The organism is Pantoea anthophila (genome assembly GCF_006494375.1).
Classification (GTDB): Bacteria; Pseudomonadota; Gammaproteobacteria; order Enterobacterales; family Enterobacteriaceae; genus Pantoea; species Pantoea anthophila.
The window spans coordinates 208,819-226,600 of sequence record NZ_VHIZ01000017.1; the positions used below are offsets into that span (position 1 = coordinate 208,819).

18 protein-coding genes are annotated in these 17,782 nt (G+C 59.4%); 6 read left to right on the forward strand and 12 right to left on the reverse strand.

From position 1 onward, the window contains the following. Nucleotides 1–26: 26 nt before the first annotated feature. The 9 genes from cvpA to FJW00_RS02915 form a co-directional block, all read right to left on the reverse strand. Nucleotides 27–512, reverse strand: coding sequence for a colicin V production protein (gene cvpA, locus FJW00_RS02875; protein ID WP_009088980.1), 486 nt, complete (start codon nucleotides 510–512; stop codon nucleotides 27–29). Between the two features lie 263 nt (nucleotides 513–775). Beyond that, the gene (gene dedD, locus FJW00_RS02880) at nucleotides 776–1,558 is read right to left on the reverse strand and encodes a cell division protein DedD (RefSeq protein WP_140029083.1); all 783 of its coding nucleotides are present in this window, start codon (nucleotides 1,556–1,558) and stop codon (nucleotides 776–778) included. After that, entirely contained in the window at nucleotides 1,548–2,816 is a 1,269-nt protein-coding gene (gene folC / locus FJW00_RS02885) for a bifunctional tetrahydrofolate synthase/dihydrofolate synthase (RefSeq protein WP_140923017.1), read from the reverse strand. The genes dedD and folC overlap by 11 nt, the downstream gene beginning before the upstream one ends. A gap of 94 nt (nucleotides 2,817–2,910) precedes the next feature. Further along, nucleotides 2,911–3,825, reverse strand: coding sequence for an acetyl-CoA carboxylase, carboxyltransferase subunit beta (gene accD / locus FJW00_RS02890; RefSeq protein ID WP_009088976.1), 915 nt, complete (start codon nucleotides 3,823–3,825; stop codon nucleotides 2,911–2,913). A 144-nt stretch (nucleotides 3,826–3,969) separates the two neighbouring features. After that, nucleotides 3,970–4,632, reverse strand: a complete 663-nt coding sequence (locus tag FJW00_RS02895) for a DedA family protein (protein WP_140923018.1) — start codon at nucleotides 4,630–4,632, stop codon at nucleotides 3,970–3,972. Between the two features lie 29 nt (nucleotides 4,633–4,661). Then, nucleotides 4,662–5,465, reverse strand: a complete 804-nt coding sequence (gene truA, locus FJW00_RS02900) for a tRNA pseudouridine(38-40) synthase TruA (RefSeq protein ID WP_046102282.1) — start codon at nucleotides 5,463–5,465, stop codon at nucleotides 4,662–4,664. A gap of 2 nt (nucleotides 5,466–5,467) precedes the next feature. Beyond that, complete coding sequence (locus tag FJW00_RS02905; protein ID WP_140923019.1) at nucleotides 5,468–6,475, reverse strand: aspartate-semialdehyde dehydrogenase; 1,008 nt, start codon at nucleotides 6,473–6,475, stop codon at nucleotides 5,468–5,470. A 132-nt stretch (nucleotides 6,476–6,607) separates the two neighbouring features. Next, a complete protein-coding gene (pdxB, locus tag FJW00_RS02910) occupies nucleotides 6,608–7,741 on the reverse strand; it encodes a 4-phosphoerythronate dehydrogenase PdxB (RefSeq protein ID WP_058956874.1) in 1,134 nt (377 codons plus the stop codon). Between the two features lie 55 nt (nucleotides 7,742–7,796). Continuing rightward, entirely contained in the window at nucleotides 7,797–8,576 is a 780-nt protein-coding gene (locus tag FJW00_RS02915) for an AraC family transcriptional regulator (protein ID WP_046102284.1), read from the reverse strand. A gap of 96 nt (nucleotides 8,577–8,672) precedes the next feature. On the opposite strand from FJW00_RS02915, the gene FJW00_RS02920 reads away from it, so the two are divergent. Then, entirely contained in the window at nucleotides 8,673–9,572 is a 900-nt protein-coding gene (locus tag FJW00_RS02920; RefSeq protein WP_140029087.1) for a DMT family transporter, read from the forward strand. On the opposite strand, the gene FJW00_RS02925 is transcribed toward FJW00_RS02920, so the two are convergent. After that, entirely contained in the window at nucleotides 9,553–10,941 is a 1,389-nt protein-coding gene (locus tag FJW00_RS02925; protein WP_140923020.1) for a sensor histidine kinase, read from the reverse strand. The two genes, FJW00_RS02920 and FJW00_RS02925, sit on opposite strands and share 20 nt — an antisense overlap. Next, a complete protein-coding gene (gene tctD, locus FJW00_RS02930; protein ID WP_140923021.1) occupies nucleotides 10,932–11,603 on the reverse strand; it encodes a transcriptional regulator TctD in 672 nt (223 codons plus the stop codon). The genes FJW00_RS02925 and tctD overlap by 10 nt, the downstream gene beginning before the upstream one ends. Before the next feature lie 120 nt (nucleotides 11,604–11,723). Between tctD and FJW00_RS02935 the strand changes: the two genes are divergently transcribed. From FJW00_RS02935 to flk, 4 genes are all read left to right on the forward strand, one after another. Beyond that, entirely contained in the window at nucleotides 11,724–12,704 is a 981-nt protein-coding gene (locus tag FJW00_RS02935) for a Bug family tripartite tricarboxylate transporter substrate binding protein (protein ID WP_140923022.1), read from the forward strand. Nucleotides 12,705–12,716: 12 nt separating this feature from the next. Continuing rightward, on the forward strand, nucleotides 12,717–13,148 hold the full coding sequence (locus FJW00_RS02940; protein WP_046102288.1) for a tripartite tricarboxylate transporter TctB family protein: 432 nt from the start codon (nucleotides 12,717–12,719) through the stop codon (nucleotides 13,146–13,148). Nucleotides 13,149–13,158: 10 nt separating this feature from the next. Continuing rightward, entirely contained in the window at nucleotides 13,159–14,664 is a 1,506-nt protein-coding gene (locus FJW00_RS02945; RefSeq protein ID WP_140923023.1) for a tripartite tricarboxylate transporter permease, read from the forward strand. Between the two features lie 112 nt (nucleotides 14,665–14,776). Further along, complete coding sequence (flk, locus tag FJW00_RS02950) at nucleotides 14,777–15,826, forward strand: flagella biosynthesis regulator Flk (RefSeq protein ID WP_058956869.1); 1,050 nt, start codon at nucleotides 14,777–14,779, stop codon at nucleotides 15,824–15,826. Nucleotide 15,827: 1 nt separating this feature from the next. Here the strand turns inward: flk and FJW00_RS02955 are convergent, their stop codons facing one another. Next, a complete protein-coding gene (locus FJW00_RS02955; protein WP_046102291.1) occupies nucleotides 15,828–16,271 on the reverse strand; it encodes a rhodanese-like domain-containing protein in 444 nt (147 codons plus the stop codon). 87 nt (nucleotides 16,272–16,358) lie between these two features. Here FJW00_RS02955 and pdxR point away from each other — a divergent pair, with 87 nt between their 5' ends. Further along, nucleotides 16,359–17,780, forward strand: coding sequence for a MocR-like pyridoxine biosynthesis transcription factor PdxR (gene pdxR / locus FJW00_RS02960; RefSeq protein ID WP_140923024.1), 1,422 nt, complete (start codon nucleotides 16,359–16,361; stop codon nucleotides 17,778–17,780). Nucleotides 17,781–17,782: the final 2 nt, after the last annotated feature.

The following is a 17,782-nucleotide window of genomic DNA, read 5'->3' on the forward strand; positions in this document are numbered from 1 at the left end:
CTCATTAAGCCGCACTCCCGGTCACATCACCGGGGTAAAAAACTCGACGTGCTTTTCAGGTAATCAAAAAACCACCTGATGATATAACTGAACTCGGGAATGAGTTGAGACTGTTGCCAGTCCGGACTTTTGGAAAAGCCAGTGAATGTATCAAGGAAGAACAGCAAAGCGGCCACAATCAGCACACCACGCAACGCCCCGAAACAGACTCCCAACACCCGGTCGGTTCCCGACAGGCCGGTTTTTTCCACCAGCGTGCCGATAACGTAGTTCACTATGGCCCCGACTATCAGGGTTGCCACAAACAGCACACCGATGGCGATACCGTTACGAACCAGTTCGTCGTCAAAACCTGTAAACCAGACTGCAAGGTAGGCGTAGTAATGACTGGCGACAAAAAACGCGCATCCCCAGGTAACAAGAGATAAGGCTTCCCGGACAAACCCACGAATCAGGCTGACCAGAGCCGAAAAACCAACTACCGCAATAATGACGTAATCAATCCAGATCATGAACTCTTCCAGCGCCAGTGCAATTGCACCCCTGCATCCAGTTCGGGGCGCATTCTAACAGAAAAAGAAAACGTTTGCGTAGCGGTTTTCCTTTTCTGCATCCATAAAAAAGGCGATAAAAAAATTCGCTATCGCCCGGGTGATTCTCAGCCGTTCATGCCGTTGAAAATGGTCACTTTTTCCGTCACGCTGCGCTATAAATGAACGCGTCAGCCGATAAAAGACGCTGCCTGTTACTGCTATCGGCAGCGCCAATCGCCTGATTAACGGGCACTGTAGGGTTTCACCACACCGCCCAGTCCGGAGATGTTTTTCAGCTCGCCCACTGCGCTCTGCATTTTGGCTTTAGAGGCGTCCGGCCCGACATAAATTCGGGTAATCTGCCCCTGCACTGGCGTTGACGGCACGGTAAAGGCGCGATAGCCCGAGAGCCGAAGCTGTGCCACGATCTCGTTCACTTTGCTGGCATTTTTCAGCGCGCCCAGCTGCACCACGTACGCCTGCCCTGCCGGCGCGGTAGTCTCTGCCGCTTTCGGCGCTGTCTCTTCCTTCGGCTGCTCAACCGCTTTTGGCTGTTCAGCCGGCTTCGGCTTCGGCTGCTCTGCCACTTTCGGCTTCGGCTGTTCCACAGGCTTCGGCTTAGGCTGCTCGGTTACTCTGGCTTTCTGCTGCTCGGTGACCTTCGGCTTCGTGACCGTCTGCGCAGGCGCAGACTGATGAACCGGCGGCGGCGAGACCACAGCCGGATCGCTCTCCTCTTCCGGCTGGGTGCGGCCCTGTTCCGCCGTCACGTTGGTTTTACCGCTGCCGTTACTGCTGCTCACCGCATTGCCCGCCCCTTCCGGCGGCTGCGACGGCAGCGACTGCGTGACCGGCGGCACCATTTCGCTGTCCTGCTGGTCGTCCGGTTTTGGCACCAGCGGAATCGCCGCGAACTCCTCTTTATAATGCTTTTTCTGACCATCCAGCAGCCCTGGCAGGACAATCACGCCAACGGCGACCAGAATAATCGTGCCGACTAAACGGTTCTGAAACTTACTTGCCACGTCCTTTCTCCGTTTCAATCGATTCCATGACCTGCGCCACGGTGTGGAATGACCCACAAACCAGCACAACGTCCTGCGGCGCGGCCTGCTGACGCGCCTGCTGCCAGGCGAGTTCAACCGAGCTAAACGCCTCGCCCTGCGGCAGGCTGCTCAGCAGCTGCTCCGCCGTGGCACCGCGCGGGCCATCGAGTGGCGCGCAGTACCAGGCATCCACCACCGGAGCCAGCGCTGCCAGCGTTCCGGCGATATCTTTATCATGCAGCATACCCACAACCGCGTGCACTTTGCCGCGTGCCGGCAGGGCGGCCAGTCGAGAAGCCAGATAGCCCGCCGCATGCGGGTTGTGCGCCACGTCCAGAATCACACGCGGGGATTCACTGATGGTCTGAAAACGTCCTGGCAGCATCGCCAGCGGCAGGCTGGCGCGAATCTGCGCCTCGCTGACCGCCAGCCCGGACATGCGCAGTGCCACCAGTGCCGTCGCCGCGTTGGGCAGCGGCACCTGCGGCAGGGGCAAATCGTTCAGCTCACCGGCCGCATCCCGCAGCGACCAGCTTTCCGCCTGCGCATGAAAGGACCATTCACGGTCGCGCTGCATGAGCTTAGCGCCCTTTTCCTGCGCCACCATGGCGATACTCTGCGGCATTTCCGGCTCACCGACCACCGCCGGTTTGCCTGCCCGGAACACACCCGCTTTTTCCCGCCCGATGCTTTCGCGATCCGGGCCAAGCCAGTCGGTATGATCCAGAGCAATGCTGGTGACGATGGCGACATCAGCATCAACGATATTGGTGGCGTCCAGTCGTCCGCCGAGGCCCACCTCGAGGATCACCACATCCAGCTTCGCCTGGCGAAACAGGTTGAGCGCGGAGAGCGTGCCGAATTCAAAATAGGTCAGTGAAATGTCTGCCCGTCCCGCTTCAATCTCCGCAAAGCTGGCGCAGTGCTGCGCTTCGCTCAGCTCCTCTCCCTGAACCCGGACGCGCTCTGTGTAGCGCACCAGATGGGGTGAGCTGTAGACGCCAACCCGATAGCCTGCGGCCATCAGCAGGGTTTCCAGCGTGCGGCAGGTGGTGCCTTTGCCGTTGGTACCGGCGACGGTAAAAACAAAGGGGGCGGGTTTCAGCAGGTCGAGACGTTGTGCCACCTGGCGAATGCGATCCAGACCCAGTTCGATCGCCTGGGTATGCAGGTGCTCAAGATAATAAAGCCACGTGGCCAAAGGCGACGTGGCTTGAGGAAGGTGAAGATTGTCCATATGTCCCGTTTTGCTTATTGATACCCGGCAGACTGCTGCTGCGGTATACGGTGCATTGGTAAGAGGCGCGGTGGACGCGCCTCTCTATCTCCTGTCAGGCCTCGTTGCTTTCTGATTCAGTCGGCGCAGGGGCGGACTGTTCACCGTCATGCAGCGGTGCCGGCAGGTTCATCATTTTTGCCAGCAGGCTTGCCAGTTTGTAGCGCATTTCCGGACGGCGGATGATCATGTCGATCGCGCCCTTTTCAATCAGAAACTCACTGCGCTGGAAGCCTGGCGGCAGTTTTTCACGCACGGTCTGTTCGATAACGCGTGGGCCGGCAAAGCCGATCAGCGCTTTCGGTTCCGCCACGTTGAGGTCACCCAGCATGGCAAAACTGGCGGAAACGCCGCCCATGGTCGGGTCAGTCAGCACGGAAATGTAAGGCAGACCGCGCTCCTGCATTTTCGCCAGCGCCGCACTGGTCTTCGCCATCTGCATCAGCGACATCAGCGCTTCCTGCATACGCGCACCGCCACTGGCGGAGAAGCAGATCAGCGGACAGTTATCTTCTAACGCCTGCTCAACCGCACGGACAAAACGCGCGCCGACCACAGAGCCCATTGAACCGCCCATGAAGGCAAATTCAAAGGCGGCCGTAACAACCGGCATGCCGTGCAGCTGACCTTTCATCACGATCAATGCATCTTTTTCGCCGGTGTCTTTCTGGGCGGCGACCAGACGATCTTTGTACTTCTTGGAGTCGCGGAACTTGAGCAGATCTTTCGGCTCGAGTTCACTGCCAAGCTCAACCAGGGTGCCCTGGTCGAGGAAACTGCCGAGACGCTCACGGGCGTGCATACGCATGTGATGGTCACACTTCGGGCAGACCTCAAGATTACGCTCCAGCTCGGCGCGGTAGAGAACCTGGCCACAGCTGTCGCACTTGGTCCAGACCCCTTCCGGGATACTGGCTTTGCGCGCAGGCGTCGTGGTGCTTTTATTAAGAATTCGTTCAATCCAGCTCATTGATGACCTTTCTGTTTAAAACTGACCTGGTCCAGTCGTCTTGATACTGCTGAAAACCGCTTCAGCAGACGGTAAATGTCGCTCATTAAACCACAACCTGTTCAGACTGTGGATAAAAATCTGGTCTTACCCCTGAGCAAAGTCTCAGGGCAGCTTCTGCTGTTTAGCCTGACGGCGATGACGCCAGACTTCGATGACGCCCGGCAGGACGGAGACCAGGATAATGCCCACAATCAACAGCTTCAGGTTTTCCTGCACCACCGGCAGATCGCCAAACAGGTAGCCCGCATAGGAGAAGAGCAGGACCCATAACAGCGCACCGGTGACGTTGAACAGCGCGAAGTGGCGATAGGACATATGGCCCATACCGGCGACAAACGGCGCAAACGTGCGGACGATTGGCACAAAGCGCGCCAGGATGATGGTTTTTCCGCCGTGACGGGCATAAAACGCATGGGTTTTATCCAGATAGCTGCGGCGGAAAATCTTCGAGTCCGGGTTACTGAACAACCGTTTGCCAAACAGCCGGCCAATGGTGTAGTTCACCGCATCGCCCAGAATCGCGGCGGTCACTAACAGCGCCACCATCAGATGCACATTCAGATCGTTCCCCGGCAGGGCTGCCAGCGCGCCTGCGACAAACAGCAGGGAGTCGCCCGGCAGGAAGGGCGTCACCACCAGTCCGGTTTCGCAGAACAAAATCAGGAACAAAATCGCGTAAATCCAGACGCCGTACTGAGCAACCAGCTCGGCAAGGTGCACATCAATGTGCAGAATAAAATCAACCAGAAAATGGAGGAACTCCATAGCGTGCCCTTTAATGTCCTGAAAGTGAATTAATCCGCGAGGAACAGGGGTCCCATCGGCGGCTGTGGTAACGCAAAGTGGGATGGATAATCCACCGCCACCAGATACAACCCTTCTGCCCGGGCTGTAGCGGCCGCTAACGTCCGATCTTTCGCCGCCAGCAGCGTTGCCATCCATGACTCCGGCTTGTTGCCGCAGCCTATCTCCATCAGGCTGCCCACGATATTGCGCACCATGTGATGCACAAAGGCGTTGGCTTTGATATCCACAATCACGTAAGGGCCCTGACGCGTCACGTTGAGGTGAATCACGTTGCGCCACGGCGTACGCGACTGGCACTGCACCGCGCGGAATGAGGTGAAATCATTCTCGCCCAGCAGGCATTGCCCGGCGCGCTGCATCTTTTCCGCATCCAGAGGATGGTAAAAGTGCGTCACGCCCTGCGCCAGCACCGCCGGACGCAGACGCTGATTGTAGATCAGGTAGCGATAGCGGCGGGCGGTGGCGCTGAAGCGGGCATGGAAATCTTCCGGCACCGCTTTCACCCAGCGAACGGCGATGTCCGGTGGCAGATTGGCGTTGACGCCCAGCGTCCAGGCGCCGTCAGGCCGCTGCGCCGTGGTGTCGAAATGGACCACCTGTCCGGTGCCGTGCACCCCGGCATCTGTCCGGCCGGCACAAAAGATGCTGACCGGATGATCGGCGACTTTCGACAGCGCACGCTCAACCTTCTCCTGCACGCTGCGGACTTCATTCTGGCGCTGCCAGCCGTAGTAACGGCTGCCGTCATACTCTATGCCGAGCGCCAGTTTTTGCGTCTGACCTTCGGACATGGTTACAGGTACTCCTGAACCAGTTTCTCTGCGGTTTTCACCGCCATCAGCGCGCCGCCGAAACGGATGTTATCCGCCACGGACCAGAACTGCAGCAGCTCCGGGATGCCGTAGTCGTTGCGCACAGCGCCGATGCTGAGCTCGCCGTTGCCTGAGGCATCCGTAACCGGCGTCGGCACCTCATCTTCTTCGCTGAGACGAATGTCAGACGCCAGCGCCAGTTCGGCACGCGCTTCCTCAGCCGAGAGCGGACGCAGGTTTTCAATGTGCACGATCTGCGCATTTCCGTAGAAGACCGGCGCCTGAACGCTGCTGACCGCAATCGGCAGGCCTTCGTCCTGCAGCACTTTACGCACCTGTTCAACCATCCGGCGCTCACTCTCAACGCTGCCTTCCGCATCCGCCTGTTGCGGCATCAGGTTAAACGCCAGCTGACGACCAAAATGGTGATCGTCGGCCGGGATGCCATTCAGCAGGCGGGCACTTTCACCGGCCAGCGCATCGACTGCCACTTTGCCGTAGCTGGAGACCGAGATCAGATTGGTCACCTGCAGGCGGCTCAGTCCGGCCGCATCGAGCAGCGGTTTAATCGCGGTCAGCAGCTGGCTGACCAGATTATCCGCCACGCTGATGATATTGCGATTACGGTAATCTGCCAGCACGTGCGGGTTCACATCCGGTACCACCAGCGGCACATCCGGCTCCAGCGCAAACAGCTCGCTGCTGTCGATGACCAGACACCCGGCGTTGGCCGCTTCCTCCGCAAAACGGGCTGAGGCGTCACGTCCCGCGACGAAAAAGGCCAGCTGCGCCTGCGACCAGTCGAACGTCTCTGCATTTTCGACCCGCAACGTGCGGCCCTCGAAACGTTTGTTTTCGCCCGCGCTATTTTCGCTGGCCAGCAAATACAATTCACCAACCGGGAACTGGCGTTCCGCCAGCAGTTCCAGTACAGCGTTCCCTACTGCGCCTGTCGCGCCCAGTAGCGCAATATTCCAGCCGTCAGACATGTTGGTTTACTCCAGACAATGACATAAAAACAGAAGGCGGTGATATTCACCGCCCAGGGATTCAGATTTATCCCCCTCCTTAACCCGGCACGCGGCAGCGCCGCCTGCGTTCACTGCGGCATCGCGCGCCGGTTACGCCGGAGAGTGGATTGCGTTAAAGCCCAGCTGATTCAGCATCTCAGCCGTGGTGGCGTCATTACACTTCACCCGCAGCGATGACCACTCACGGCGCTCCAGATATTGCTTACGCAGGCGATCAAATTCGCCGGGCTGCGCCGCCACTTTTCGCAGGGGGGCATCATCGCGGCGCACATCATACACCAGATGCGCCAGGCGTTTCAGCGTTGGCTGATCCAGCGGACCATTCAGGGTGATTTCACTGAATTCCGGCTCCGGCAGCAGGGTGCTGAGCGGCACCTGCTGCGGCTGACCGATAAAATCACACCAGGCTTCGAACACCTGGGTCGTACCGCGAGCCTTGCCTTCCAGCGTGTAGCCTGCAATATGTGGCGTGGCGATGTCGACCCTGTCCAGCAGCGCCAGAGAGAGATCCGGCTCCGGCTCCCAGACATCCAGCACCACGCTAAGGTCGTGCCGCATTTTCAGCACCTCCAGCAGCGCGACGTTGTCGACCACCGGGCCGCGACAGGCGTTAATCAGAATAGTGTTGGGCTTCAGCGCCATCAGCAGCGCGGCATCGGCCAGGTGCCAGCTCTTATAAGGCCCCTCTTTGAACAGCGGCGTGTGGAAAGTCAGGATATCGGCCTGCGCGGTCACCGCCTCCAGCGACAGGAAATCCCCTTCGTCACCGCGATCGGCGCGCGGCGGATCGCACAGCAGGGTTTTGATGCCCCAGGCTTCCAGGCGCTTCTGCAGCCGTCCACCGACGTTGCCGACACCCACGATGCCGACCGTACGATCGCGCAGCTGGAAACCATCACGTTCCGCCAGCAGCAGCAGCGCGGAGAAAACGTACTCCACTACCGCAATGGCGTTGCAGCCGGGCGCCGCAGAGAACGCAATGCCGGCCTGCTGAAGCCAGGCCTCGTCGATATGATCGGTGCCCGCCGTGGCGGTGCCGACAAATTTCACCGGCTTGCCCGCCAGCAGCGCCTCATTCACCTGCGTCACTGAGCGCACCATTAGCCCGCTGGCATCGGCCAGTTCATCCACCGGCAGCGGACGTCCCGGCACCGCGACCACGTCGCCGGTCCGGCTGAACAACTCACGGGCATAAGGCATATTTTCATCGACCAGAATTTTCACCACGGCTTTCCTGTCTGTTGCATGAGAGGCAATTATTCTGGCACAAAGCACCGCGTTAGCCTAACCGGGCGCGGTAGCGCTCCGGCGTGGTGCCCGCCTGCTGCTGAAACATCACAATCAGCGCCGAGGCGGAACTGTATCCCAGCTCATGGGCGATACTCTGCACGCTTTCGCCCTGCTCCAGCAGCACGATGGCGCGCAGAAAGCGCAGCCGCTGCCGCCATTCACCAAACGTCATGTGAAGCTGCTGCTGGCAGCGCCGCGCCAGCGTCCGTTCGGTGGTAAAGACCCGCGCCGCCCAGCCTGCCAGGGTGGTGTTATCCCCCGGGCAGGCTTCAAGCGCATGGAGCACCGGCGCCAGAAATTTATCCTGAGAGGTGGGCAGATAACTCTCCTGCACCTCCGCCAGCAGCAGGCGATCGCGCAGTACCTCACACAGCCGCCACTGCGCTTCGGTTTCAGGCTGTTCAAGCTGTTGATCGGCAAAGGTATCCAGAATGGCGTGTGCAATCGCGTCGATTCGCATCAGGCAGGCCTGCTGCGGCAGACCAGCGCAAAGCGGGGCCGCCAGATTAAAGGTGCGGAACTGCGCCTGACGATGGTTATAACTGCTGTGCTGCTGCCCCGGGGGGATCCAGACCGGCATGTCAGCCGGGGTCAGCAGGCGTTCACCCTCTACCTGCATCTCCAGCACGTAACTTTTTACCAGAATCAGCTGGCCCCAGGCATGGGCATGCGGCAGATATTCCGTGCGGGCATTGGCCTGTTCATAGCGCATAAAGTAGCGCAGCTGTGAGACGTCGGCGGGCGGCTGGTAGGTCACTTTCAGAGTCATTCTGTCCGCTCTGTTAAAATTTTTGTCCGATATTAACTATCTGGATAAAACCGGACAAGCGTACACTGCGTCGCATTCTGATTCAGGAGAGTGCGTATGTTTTTTCTCTATCCGCTCGGTGCGGTAATGATCTGGTCGATCAACGCGATCGTCAGCAAACTGTCGGCAAGCGCGATCGATCCGGCAGCCATCTCATTTTATCGCTGGCTGCTGGCGCTGCTGGTGCTGACGCCGTTTGTGCTGCCCGGTGTGTGGCGCGCCCGTCAGGCGATTAAGCCCCATCTCTGGCGGCTGGCGATACTCGGTCTGCTTGGCATGGTGCTCTACCAGAGCCTCGCCTATTACGCGGCGCACAGTGTCAGCGCCCTCTTCATGGGGATCATCGGCGCGCTGATCCCGCTGCTTACCGTCCTGCTGAGCGTGGTGATCCTGCGTATTGCGCCGACATCCGGCATCCTGTTCGGCAGCATCCTCTCCTTTGGCGGTCTGGTGTGGCTGGTCAGTGAGGGCAACGTGATGCAGTTGCTGCATCACGGACTGGGAAAAGGGGAGCTGATGATGCTGGCGGCTTCCACCGCCTATGCCCTTTATGGCGTGCTGACTAAGCGCTGGGCGCTGCCGCTGCCCATCTGGCACAGCCTCTATGTGCAGATTCTGGCTGGTGTCCTGATGCTGCTGCCCGGCTTTCTGCTGGCACCTGATGTCTCGCTTGACCGGCATAACCTGCCGCTGGTGATGTTTGCTGGCCTGTTCGCCTCCCTTATCGCGCCATTTTTGTGGATCCACGGGGTACAGCGCCTCGGCGCGAGCACCACCAGCATCTTTATGAATCTGACGCCGCTGTTTACGGCACTTATCGCCGTGCTGTTTCTTCATGAGCAGCTGCACAGCTACCACTGGATCGGCGGGGGGCTGACGCTGGGCGGGGTGATCCTGGCGCAGCGACTGCGCACGCCCTTAACCCGGTGTAAATCGGTTAACCTGCGTGAGTTTTAAATAAGATGGTCACCCGCAGTCCGCCCAGGAGCGGACTGCGATCCAGGTGCATGGTTGCCCCATGCCAGGCACAGATATCCTGCACCAGTGCGAGACCGATACCGGCTCCCGGCTGGATACCGACATTGTCCAGCCGCTGAAATGGCTGTAACGCCTTCTGCTGCTCCGCCCCCTCAATGCCCGGCCCGCTATCCTCAATTTCAAGGCCCCCCACAATCACCCGCGCGGTGACAATGCCGTGACAGGGGGTATATTTAATCGCATTGTCCAGCAGGTTGGCGCACAGTTCGCCAATCAGCACGCCATCGCCCCTGACCAGACAGCTCTCTTCCCCTTCGAAACCCAGATCGATCTGCCGGATACGGGCCGCCATATAGCGGCTGAAACAGGCATCACGCACGACAGCCGCTAAATCAACCCGCGCCATCGGTTTATCCTCGCCATGACGCGCTTTGATACGGGCTAACTGTAACAGCCGATCGCTCAGAATAATGGTCTCATCCAGTGTATGACGCATCCCGAGCAGACTCTCCTGCCAGGCTTCAGGACGCTCACTGCTGAGCGCGACGCTGACCTGCGTTTTGAGGATGGTCAGCGGTGTGCGCAGCTGATGTGCCGCGTCAGCACTGAAACGATCCTGGCGCGCCAGCAGTCCCCGTAGTCGGGCAAGATAGCGGTTAAAGGCGATGATAAGCGGTTGCAGTTCTGACCACGGCAAGGAGGGAAGAGGCGTTAATTCGCCACCGTCGCGCTGCAACACGATGCGCGACAGCCGCCGTAGCGGGCGCAAAACCCGACGCAGCATCAGGCTGGCCAGCAGCAGTGTCATCAGAACCAGTCCGCTCTGGCTGATCAGCGCAGTTTGCATTAACTGGCGGGCAAACTCCTGACGTGAGTTGATGGTTTCAGCCACCAGCACCAGCGCCATGCCATCCACTCCCGCTTCGCTCACCGGCTGCCATAATGCCGCAACGCGAATCCGATGCTGGTGATAGCGTCCATCATAAAAATGCACCAGTGCGGGATAAGCGTTCGACATTTTGCTGGTGATGGGTATGGGCGGCAGATCGTTATAGCCCGATAACGTTTTTCCCTGCGGTGAAATCACCTGATAAAAGAGCTGATCGTTCATGTTACGTTCGAAGCTGTCGAGCACAACCCACGGCACATCAACCTCCAGATGCTGTTCCCGCACCACCAGCCGTTCTGCCACCGTTCGCGCCGACGCCAGCAGCGAACGGTCATAAGCCTGATTAGCGGCCGCCAGCCCGCTCTGATAGTGGGTATAGACTGAGAGCGCCCAGAGCAGTAAAAGTGGCAGGCCAAACCATGCCAGCAGCTCACCCCGTAGCGAATGAATCAGCCGCATGAGAGCGTTTCCAGGCTGTAACCCAGCCCGCGCAGGGTCACGATCGCCACGTTGCTGCCTGCCAGCTTTTTACGCACCCGATGTACATAGAGCTCGATACTCTCCGGGCTGGCTTCATCTGACAGGGTAAAGGTCTGCTCGTACAGTGACTGACGCGAAACCGGCCTGCCCTGCCGCTGCATGAGTGTCGTCAGGATGCTTGCTTCCCGCGGCGTCAGCGCCAGGGGTCTGTCTGCCAGCAGAAAATAGCCTTCGCCATCCAGCACCAGCTGACCCAGTGACTGGTTTTGCGATGTGTGACTCTGACTGCGTCGCAGCAGCGCCCGTAACCGCGCTTCGAGTTCATCCATTTCAAAGGGTTTCGTCAGGTAGTCATCTGCCCCCAGGTTCAGACCCCGTACACGATCGTCCAGCGCACTGCGTGCAGTCAGTAGCAATACCGGCACACTTTGTCCGCGTCGCCGCAACCGTGCCAGCACCTCCAGTCCATCCATGCGTGGCAGTGAAATATCGAGCACGACCAGTGCATAGGCTTCACATTGCAAAGCATGGTCGGCCGCCATTCCATCCGCGACCCGGTCGACGGCGAACCCTTTTTGGGTGAGAGCTTTTTCCAGCCAGCGTGCCAGGTCTTCCGTATCTTCAACCAGTAAGAGACGCATATCACATCCTGCTATTAAATCCGCGCACTGAAAGGTAAATGAAAGGTAACTGTTTTAACAATTCGGTAACGCTGATGTTTCAGCGGCAATCACACTCTGGAAGAATGAATGGAGCATAAGATGAAAAAAATCATCCATACCGCCCTTGCCACTACCCTGCTGTCGCTGATGGCAACCCCCCTCGTTGCCGCCGGGGAGCCCGGTCGCACCGAATGTATCGCGCCAGCTAAACCGGGTGGCGGGTTCGATCTCACCTGCAAGCTATTGCAGGTCTCTCTTCAGGAAACCGGACAAATTAAGACGCCGATGCGTGTCACCTACATGCCCGGCGGTGTCGGCGCGGTGGCCTACAACGCGATTATTGCCCAGCGGCCGGCTGAAGCGGGCACCGTTGTCGCCTTCTCTGGCGGCTCACTGCTGAACCTTTCACAGGGTAAGTTTGGTCGTTATACCGTGGACGACGTTAAGTGGCTGGCGGCAGTGGGTACCGATTACGGCATGGTGGCCGTTCGTGAGGATGCACCGTGGAAAACGTTAGGTGAGCTGATGACGGCGATGAAAGCCGATCCGACCAAAGTGGTGGTCGGTGCCGGTGCGTCAATAGGCAGTCAGGACTGGATGAAAACGGCGTTGCTGGCGCGCGAAGCGGGAATCGATCCACGCAAAATGCGTTATGTCGCCTTTGAAGGCGGCGGTGAGCCGGTAACCGCCCTGCTCGGAAACCATATTCAGGTGGTCTCAGGTGATATGAGTGAGATGGTGCCGCATCTGCAGGGCGGCAAAATGCGGGTGCTGGCCGTAATGTCCGATCAGCGTCTGCCGGGTCAGCTGGCCGGGGTACCCACGGCAAAAGAGCAGGGTTTCAATATCGTCTGGCCGATTATTCGTGGCTATTACCTCGGTCCAAAAGTCAGTGATGCGGATTATCAGTGGTGGGAACAGGCCTTTAAAAAAATGGCTGAGACGCCGGAGTTCAAAAAGCAGCGTGATCTGCGCGGACTGTTCGAATTTAACCTGACAGGCCAGGCACTCGACAGCTACGTGAAGAAGCTGGTGGCGGATTACCGTGAGCAGGCCAAATCCTTTGGTCTGGCCAAATAACGGGAGCAGATGATGAGCGATCGCATTTTTGCCAGCCTGTGGCTGGCGCTCTGCCTTGGCGGCATGGTGATGGCCTGGCAGATTCAGAGTGAATACAGCTACGAACCCGTGGGGCCGCGTCCTTTCCCGATGGGGATCCTTGGCCTGATGGCCATCTGCGCCCTGCTGATGCTCTTTCGAAAACCGGACACCATTCAGTGGCCCGCAGCTGGCACGCTGAAACGACTGGTAGCGCTGGCGCTGATGATGATGCTCTATGGCTGGCTGTTTGAGACGCTGGGCTTTGCCATCTGCACGACGCTGCTGACCTTTGGCATCGGCCTGCTGTTTGGGGCGCGCTGGTGGGCCGCCGCGCTGGCCGGGCTGGTGATGGGCACCTCGCTGTTTTACGCATTTGACCGTCTGCTGGAAGTCACCCTTCCGGTCGGCAGCTGGCTGAGTTAAGGAGAGCATCATGGATACCTGGTCCTTTTTAATGCAGGGCTTTGCCGTCGCCATGACGCCAGAGAATCTGCTGATCGCCCTGATCGGCTGCTTTATCGGCACCATTGTTGGCCTGCTGCCTGGCCTGGGGCCAATCAATGGCGTAGCCATTCTGATGCCGCTGGCTTTTGCGCTGCACCTGCCGGCCGAGTCGGCGCTGATTCTGCTGGCCACGGTTTATATCGGCTGTGAGTATGGCGGGCGCATCTCCTCCATTCTGCTCAACGTTCCGGGCGATGCCGGCGCAATCATGACCGCGCTGGATGGGTATCCGATGGCGCAGCAGGGCAAAGCGGGCGTCGCGCTCTCCATTTCGGCGGTCAGCTCGTTTGTTGGCTCTACGATTGCCATCGTCGGCATTATTCTCTTCGCCCCGCTGCTGGCCAGCTGGTCACTGGCGTTTGGACCGGCAGAGTACTTTGCCCTGATGGTGTTTGCCATCGCCTGCCTGGGCAGCATGATGAGCCACAATCCGCTGAAATCTTTTCTTTCGGCGCTCATTGGCCTGGGCATGGCCACGGTCGGGGTGGATGCCAATACCGGCGTCTATCGCTTCACGTTTGACAGCGTTCATCTCTCTGACGGCATTCAGTTTGTGGTCGTTGTCATTGGTCTGTTCTCGGTCAGTGAAATTTTGCTGATGCTCGAGTCGACCAGTAGCGGCCAGAAAGCGGTGCGGGCAACCGGCCGCATGATGTTCAACATGAAAGAGGCGGCGATGGCCACAGGCGCGACGCTACGCTCCTCTTTTCTGGGGTTCTTTGTCGGCGTTCTGCCTGGTGCCGGAGCGACCATTGCCAGTGCTATCGCCTACATGACGGAGAAAAAAATCAGCGGCAGTGAGCAGTTCGGGAAAGGGGATATTCGCGGTGTGGCCGCACCGGAAGCGGCAAACAATGCCTCAGCCTGTGGCTCCTTTATCCCGATGCTGACGCTGGGTATCCCCGGCTCCGGCACCACAGCGGTGATGGTCGGCGCTTTAACGCTCTATAACATCACGCCAGGTCCGGCGATGTTTGTTGAGCAGCCAGATATCGTCTGGGGTCTGATCGCGGCACTGCTGATTGGCAACGTTATGCTGCTGGTGATGAACATTCCGATGATCAATGTTTTCGCCCGGATGCTGAGCATTCCGCTCTGGTTCCTGGTGCCGGCCATTGCCGCCATCTCCGCGGTGGGCGTTTATGCCGTGCACAGCACCACCTTCGATTTGCTCCTGATGGTCGGCCTGGGAATCTTTGGTTATATTCTGCGCAAGATGGACTTTCCGATGTCGCCGCTGATTCTGGGCTTTGTGCTGGGTGAGATGCTGGAGCAGAACCTGCGTCGTGCCCTCTCAATCAGTAACGGTAACCTGGTTATTCTGTGGGAAAGTCCTATCTGCAAAGTGCTGCTGGTGCTGGCGATTTCGGTGCTGATTCTGCCACCGATCTGGAAACGCTGGCGTCGCTATCGCCTCAGACTGGCTGAAGAGTAAATCTCACGCTGAACTGTGCGTCCCCCGTGGGATTTCGCGGGGGCTTTTGCTATCATGGCCTATTCTTTTTCCGGCGCACCCGACGCTGTTCTGTTTTCCCAAGGAATCCGCCATGCAACCTCTCAGCGGCCCCGGTGTGCCGGTCGGCGATCGTTCATCTCTTAATCCGCAAACCGGCGTAACACGTCACGGTTCTGTGGCGGGTGAACAGCCCCTCTCCCCGGCTCAGCGCACGACATTAGAACGCCTGATCGTGCGGATCTTATCGCTCAGCAATCTTAAGGCACCTGAACTCTGGGCGGGCGTCCGGCATGAGGTGGGCGTGAAGAGTGAGGCGGAGCTGCAGTCGCGTCACTTTCCGGCTGCGGAGCAGTATCTGAATGGTCGTCTGACTCAGGCGCAGAATGGCCATGCCACGCGTCAGTTGATGACTCAGCTCACAGAACTGCTGCCGAAGGGCAATAACCGTCAGGCGGTGAGTGACTTTATCCGCCAGCAGTTTGGTCAGACCGTTCTGAGCTCGCTGAGCCAGGACCAGCTGCGTCAGGTACTGACGATGCTGCAGAACGGGCAGATGGCGATCCCGCAGCCGCAGCAGAGCCGCGTCAGCGATCGGACCCTGCTCCCGGCGGAGCATCAGACGCTCAATCAGCAGGTGGTCCGTCTGGCCGCCGCCACCGGAGAACCGACTGGCAAACTCTGGACGGCGGCGCTGAAACTGGTCGGACTGACCAGCGGCGATCCCATCCCCTCGCGCCACTTCCCGCTGCTCACCCAGTATCTGCAGGTACGTCAGACGCTGAGTCAGCACAGCGCACCCACCTTACAGCTGCTGGAAGCCTCGCTGAAACAGCCGCTGGATCAGCACGAGCGGCATAGCCTGGAGGAGTACAGCCAGCAGCGTTTTCAGGCCACACCGCAGACGGTGCTAACCGTGACGCAGACGCAGGATCTGCTGAACTTCCTGTTCAGCCGTCGCGCCGATCGTGCCGAGAAAGTTCACGAACAGCCGCTGGCCGCCAGTGAGATCAAACCGCAGCCGATCTGGTCGCCCTTTGTCACCTCGCTGCCGTCACCGCTGCAGCCCCTGGCGCAGCGTCCCCTGCTGGGTCTGTTTGTTGCGCTGGTGGTGATCACCCTTCTGCTCTGGCTGGTGCTTTAGGTCAGCAGCCACAGGATGCATCGGGTGCGGTGACGGGCCATTCGCCCGGCGCCTCCCCCCAGGTCAGCGGATGACCTTCCCGTTTCCAGAAATCCAGCCCGCCAGTCAGCTCCTTCACCTGAAATCCCAGTTCCGCCAGCTTCAGAGCCGCTTTCGTCGAGCCGTTACAGCCGATGCCGTCGCAATAGGTAACATAAACGCGGTCGCGGTCGAGCGGCTCGCAGCTGGAAGCATTGATCTCACGGTGGGGAAAATTAATCGCGCCGCTGATATGGCCGGCGCGATAAGCCGCCGGTGCGCGCGCATCGATCACCTGAATGCCGGGCAGATTCCGGGCCAGATCCTCCGCCAGATCCCAGGCGTCTGTATAATAAGCGAGTTTTGCCTGCAGATAGTCGAGGCTTTGCTGCGGCGTGGCGGCGGGAAAATGTAATACAGATGACATCGCGATTCTCCTGTTGAAGTGAGTGTGCAGTTTACGGCAGAGTGGACTGCCTGCTGATACCCATTTTGCGCCAGGAATAAGACCCATATGAGTTCACCGCTGTTGCAGCTTTTCCAGCATCAGGCCAGCGGCGGCGTGCGTGAGCGCCTCTGCACCACCCTGCGTCTGGCCATTAACCGGCATCATCTGCACGCCGGTCAGCAGCTGCCCTCCAGTCGCCAGCTGGCGCAGGATCTCCGGATTTCACGCGTCACGGTGGAAGCCGCCTATGGTCAGCTTGAGAGCGAAGGCTATCTGCGACGCGAGATCGGTCGCGGAACGTTTGTGGCCATCACGATTCCCGCAGGCACCGCTTCAGCGGCACGCGTTCAGCCCGCGCGTTTCTCAGCGCGGGGGCAGCAGGTGCTGGCAAGCGGAGGCTGTCAGGATCCCCCGTTTCCTCACGCCTTTGCCGCCGGTTCCCCGGAGTTACGCGCTTTTCCCCATGACAGCTGGCGACGCCTGAGCAGCAGCGTGCAGCGTTCGCTGGGCAGCGCCGCCATGGGATATGGCGATCCCTGCGGCTACCTGCCGCTGCGCAGTGCGATTGCTGATTATCTGGCGCTCTCGCGGGGTATGCAGTGCCAGCCGGAGCAGGTGATTATCCTGACCAGTTCGCAACAGGCGCTGCAGCTGCTGGCGATGATGTTCGTCGATCCCGGAGATGATGTGTGGATAGAGGAGCCAGGCTATCCCGGCGCACGAAACGCGCTGCTCGCCGCAGGCGCAAAGGTGCACGGGATAACCGTCGATGCCGAAGGCGCAGTGCCGGGTCACGGCAGTGCAAAGCTGATGTATCTGACCCCTTCACACCACTATCCGACCGGGGTAACGCTGAGCCTGCCCCGCCGTCTCGCCTGGCTCGCCTGGGCGCAGCGCAACCAAAGCTGGCTGATTGAAGATGACTACGACAGTGAGTTTCATTATGACGAGCGCCCGATTCCTGCGCTGCAGGGACTGGACCGTCATCAGCGGGTCATTACGCTCGGCACCTTTTCGAAATCGCTGTTCCCTTCACTGCGTCTGGCGTGGATGGTGGTGCCTCCCGCGCTGACTGCCCCTCTGGGCCAGGCTCGCAGCGTGCTGGATGGACACAGCGCCCTGCTGCCCCAGGCGATTACCGCGGCTTTTCTGCACCAGGGACATTTTGCCACTCATCTGCGGCTGATGCGTCAGCTCTATCATAGCCGTCGCGATCGGTTGCTGGAGCAGATTGCGCAGCGGCTCTCACCGTGGATTACGCCCATCGCCAGTGGCGGCGGACTCCAGCTGACGGTGACAGTGGAACAGGACGAAGCGCACTTAACCGCGCTCGCGGCACAACAGGGGTTGCTGTTGCCTCGTCTCAGCCCGCTCTATGCCGGCTCCGCGTCTCAGCAGGGCTGGATACTCGGCTTCGCCGCGCTGACGCCTGATGAGATTGTGGCAGGGTGCGATAAACTGCTGAGGCTGCTGCAGCGGGAGGGATAAAT

What these genes read in the sequence shown, in the direction of transcription:
- cvpA (WP_009088980.1), bottom strand. Translation starts at nt 512, where the DNA reads ATGATCTGGATTGATTACGTCATTATTGCGGTAGTTGGTTTTTCGGCT.
- folC (WP_140923017.1), bottom strand. Translation starts at nt 2,816, where the DNA reads ATGGACAATCTTCACCTTCCTCAAGCCACGTCGCCTTTGGCCACGTGG.
- accD (WP_009088976.1), bottom strand. Translation starts at nt 3,825, where the DNA reads ATGAGCTGGATTGAACGAATTCTTAATAAAAGCACCACGACGCCTGCG.
- FJW00_RS02895 (WP_140923018.1), bottom strand. Translation starts at nt 4,632, where the DNA reads ATGGAGTTCCTCCATTTTCTGGTTGATTTTATTCTGCACATTGATGTG.
- truA (WP_046102282.1), bottom strand. Translation starts at nt 5,465, where the DNA reads ATGTCCGAAGGTCAGACGCAAAAACTGGCGCTCGGCATAGAGTATGAC.
- FJW00_RS02905 (WP_140923019.1), bottom strand. Translation starts at nt 6,475, where the DNA reads ATGTCTGACGGCTGGAATATTGCGCTACTGGGCGCGACAGGCGCAGTA.
- FJW00_RS02915 (WP_046102284.1), bottom strand. Translation starts at nt 8,576, where the DNA reads ATGACTCTGAAAGTGACCTACCAGCCGCCCGCCGACGTCTCACAGCTG.
- FJW00_RS02920 (WP_140029087.1), top strand. Translation starts at nt 8,673, where the DNA reads ATGTTTTTTCTCTATCCGCTCGGTGCGGTAATGATCTGGTCGATCAAC.
- FJW00_RS02925 (WP_140923020.1), bottom strand. Translation starts at nt 10,941, where the DNA reads ATGCGGCTGATTCATTCGCTACGGGGTGAGCTGCTGGCATGGTTTGGC.
- tctD (WP_140923021.1), bottom strand. Translation starts at nt 11,603, where the DNA reads ATGCGTCTCTTACTGGTTGAAGATACGGAAGACCTGGCACGCTGGCTG.
- FJW00_RS02935 (WP_140923022.1), top strand. Translation starts at nt 11,724, where the DNA reads ATGAAAAAAATCATCCATACCGCCCTTGCCACTACCCTGCTGTCGCTG.
- FJW00_RS02940 (WP_046102288.1), top strand. Translation starts at nt 12,717, where the DNA reads ATGAGCGATCGCATTTTTGCCAGCCTGTGGCTGGCGCTCTGCCTTGGC.
- FJW00_RS02945 (WP_140923023.1), top strand. Translation starts at nt 13,159, where the DNA reads ATGGATACCTGGTCCTTTTTAATGCAGGGCTTTGCCGTCGCCATGACG.
- flk (WP_058956869.1), top strand. Translation starts at nt 14,777, where the DNA reads ATGCAACCTCTCAGCGGCCCCGGTGTGCCGGTCGGCGATCGTTCATCT.
- FJW00_RS02955 (WP_046102291.1), bottom strand. Translation starts at nt 16,271, where the DNA reads ATGTCATCTGTATTACATTTTCCCGCCGCCACGCCGCAGCAAAGCCTC.
- pdxR (WP_140923024.1), top strand. Translation starts at nt 16,359, where the DNA reads ATGAGTTCACCGCTGTTGCAGCTTTTCCAGCATCAGGCCAGCGGCGGC.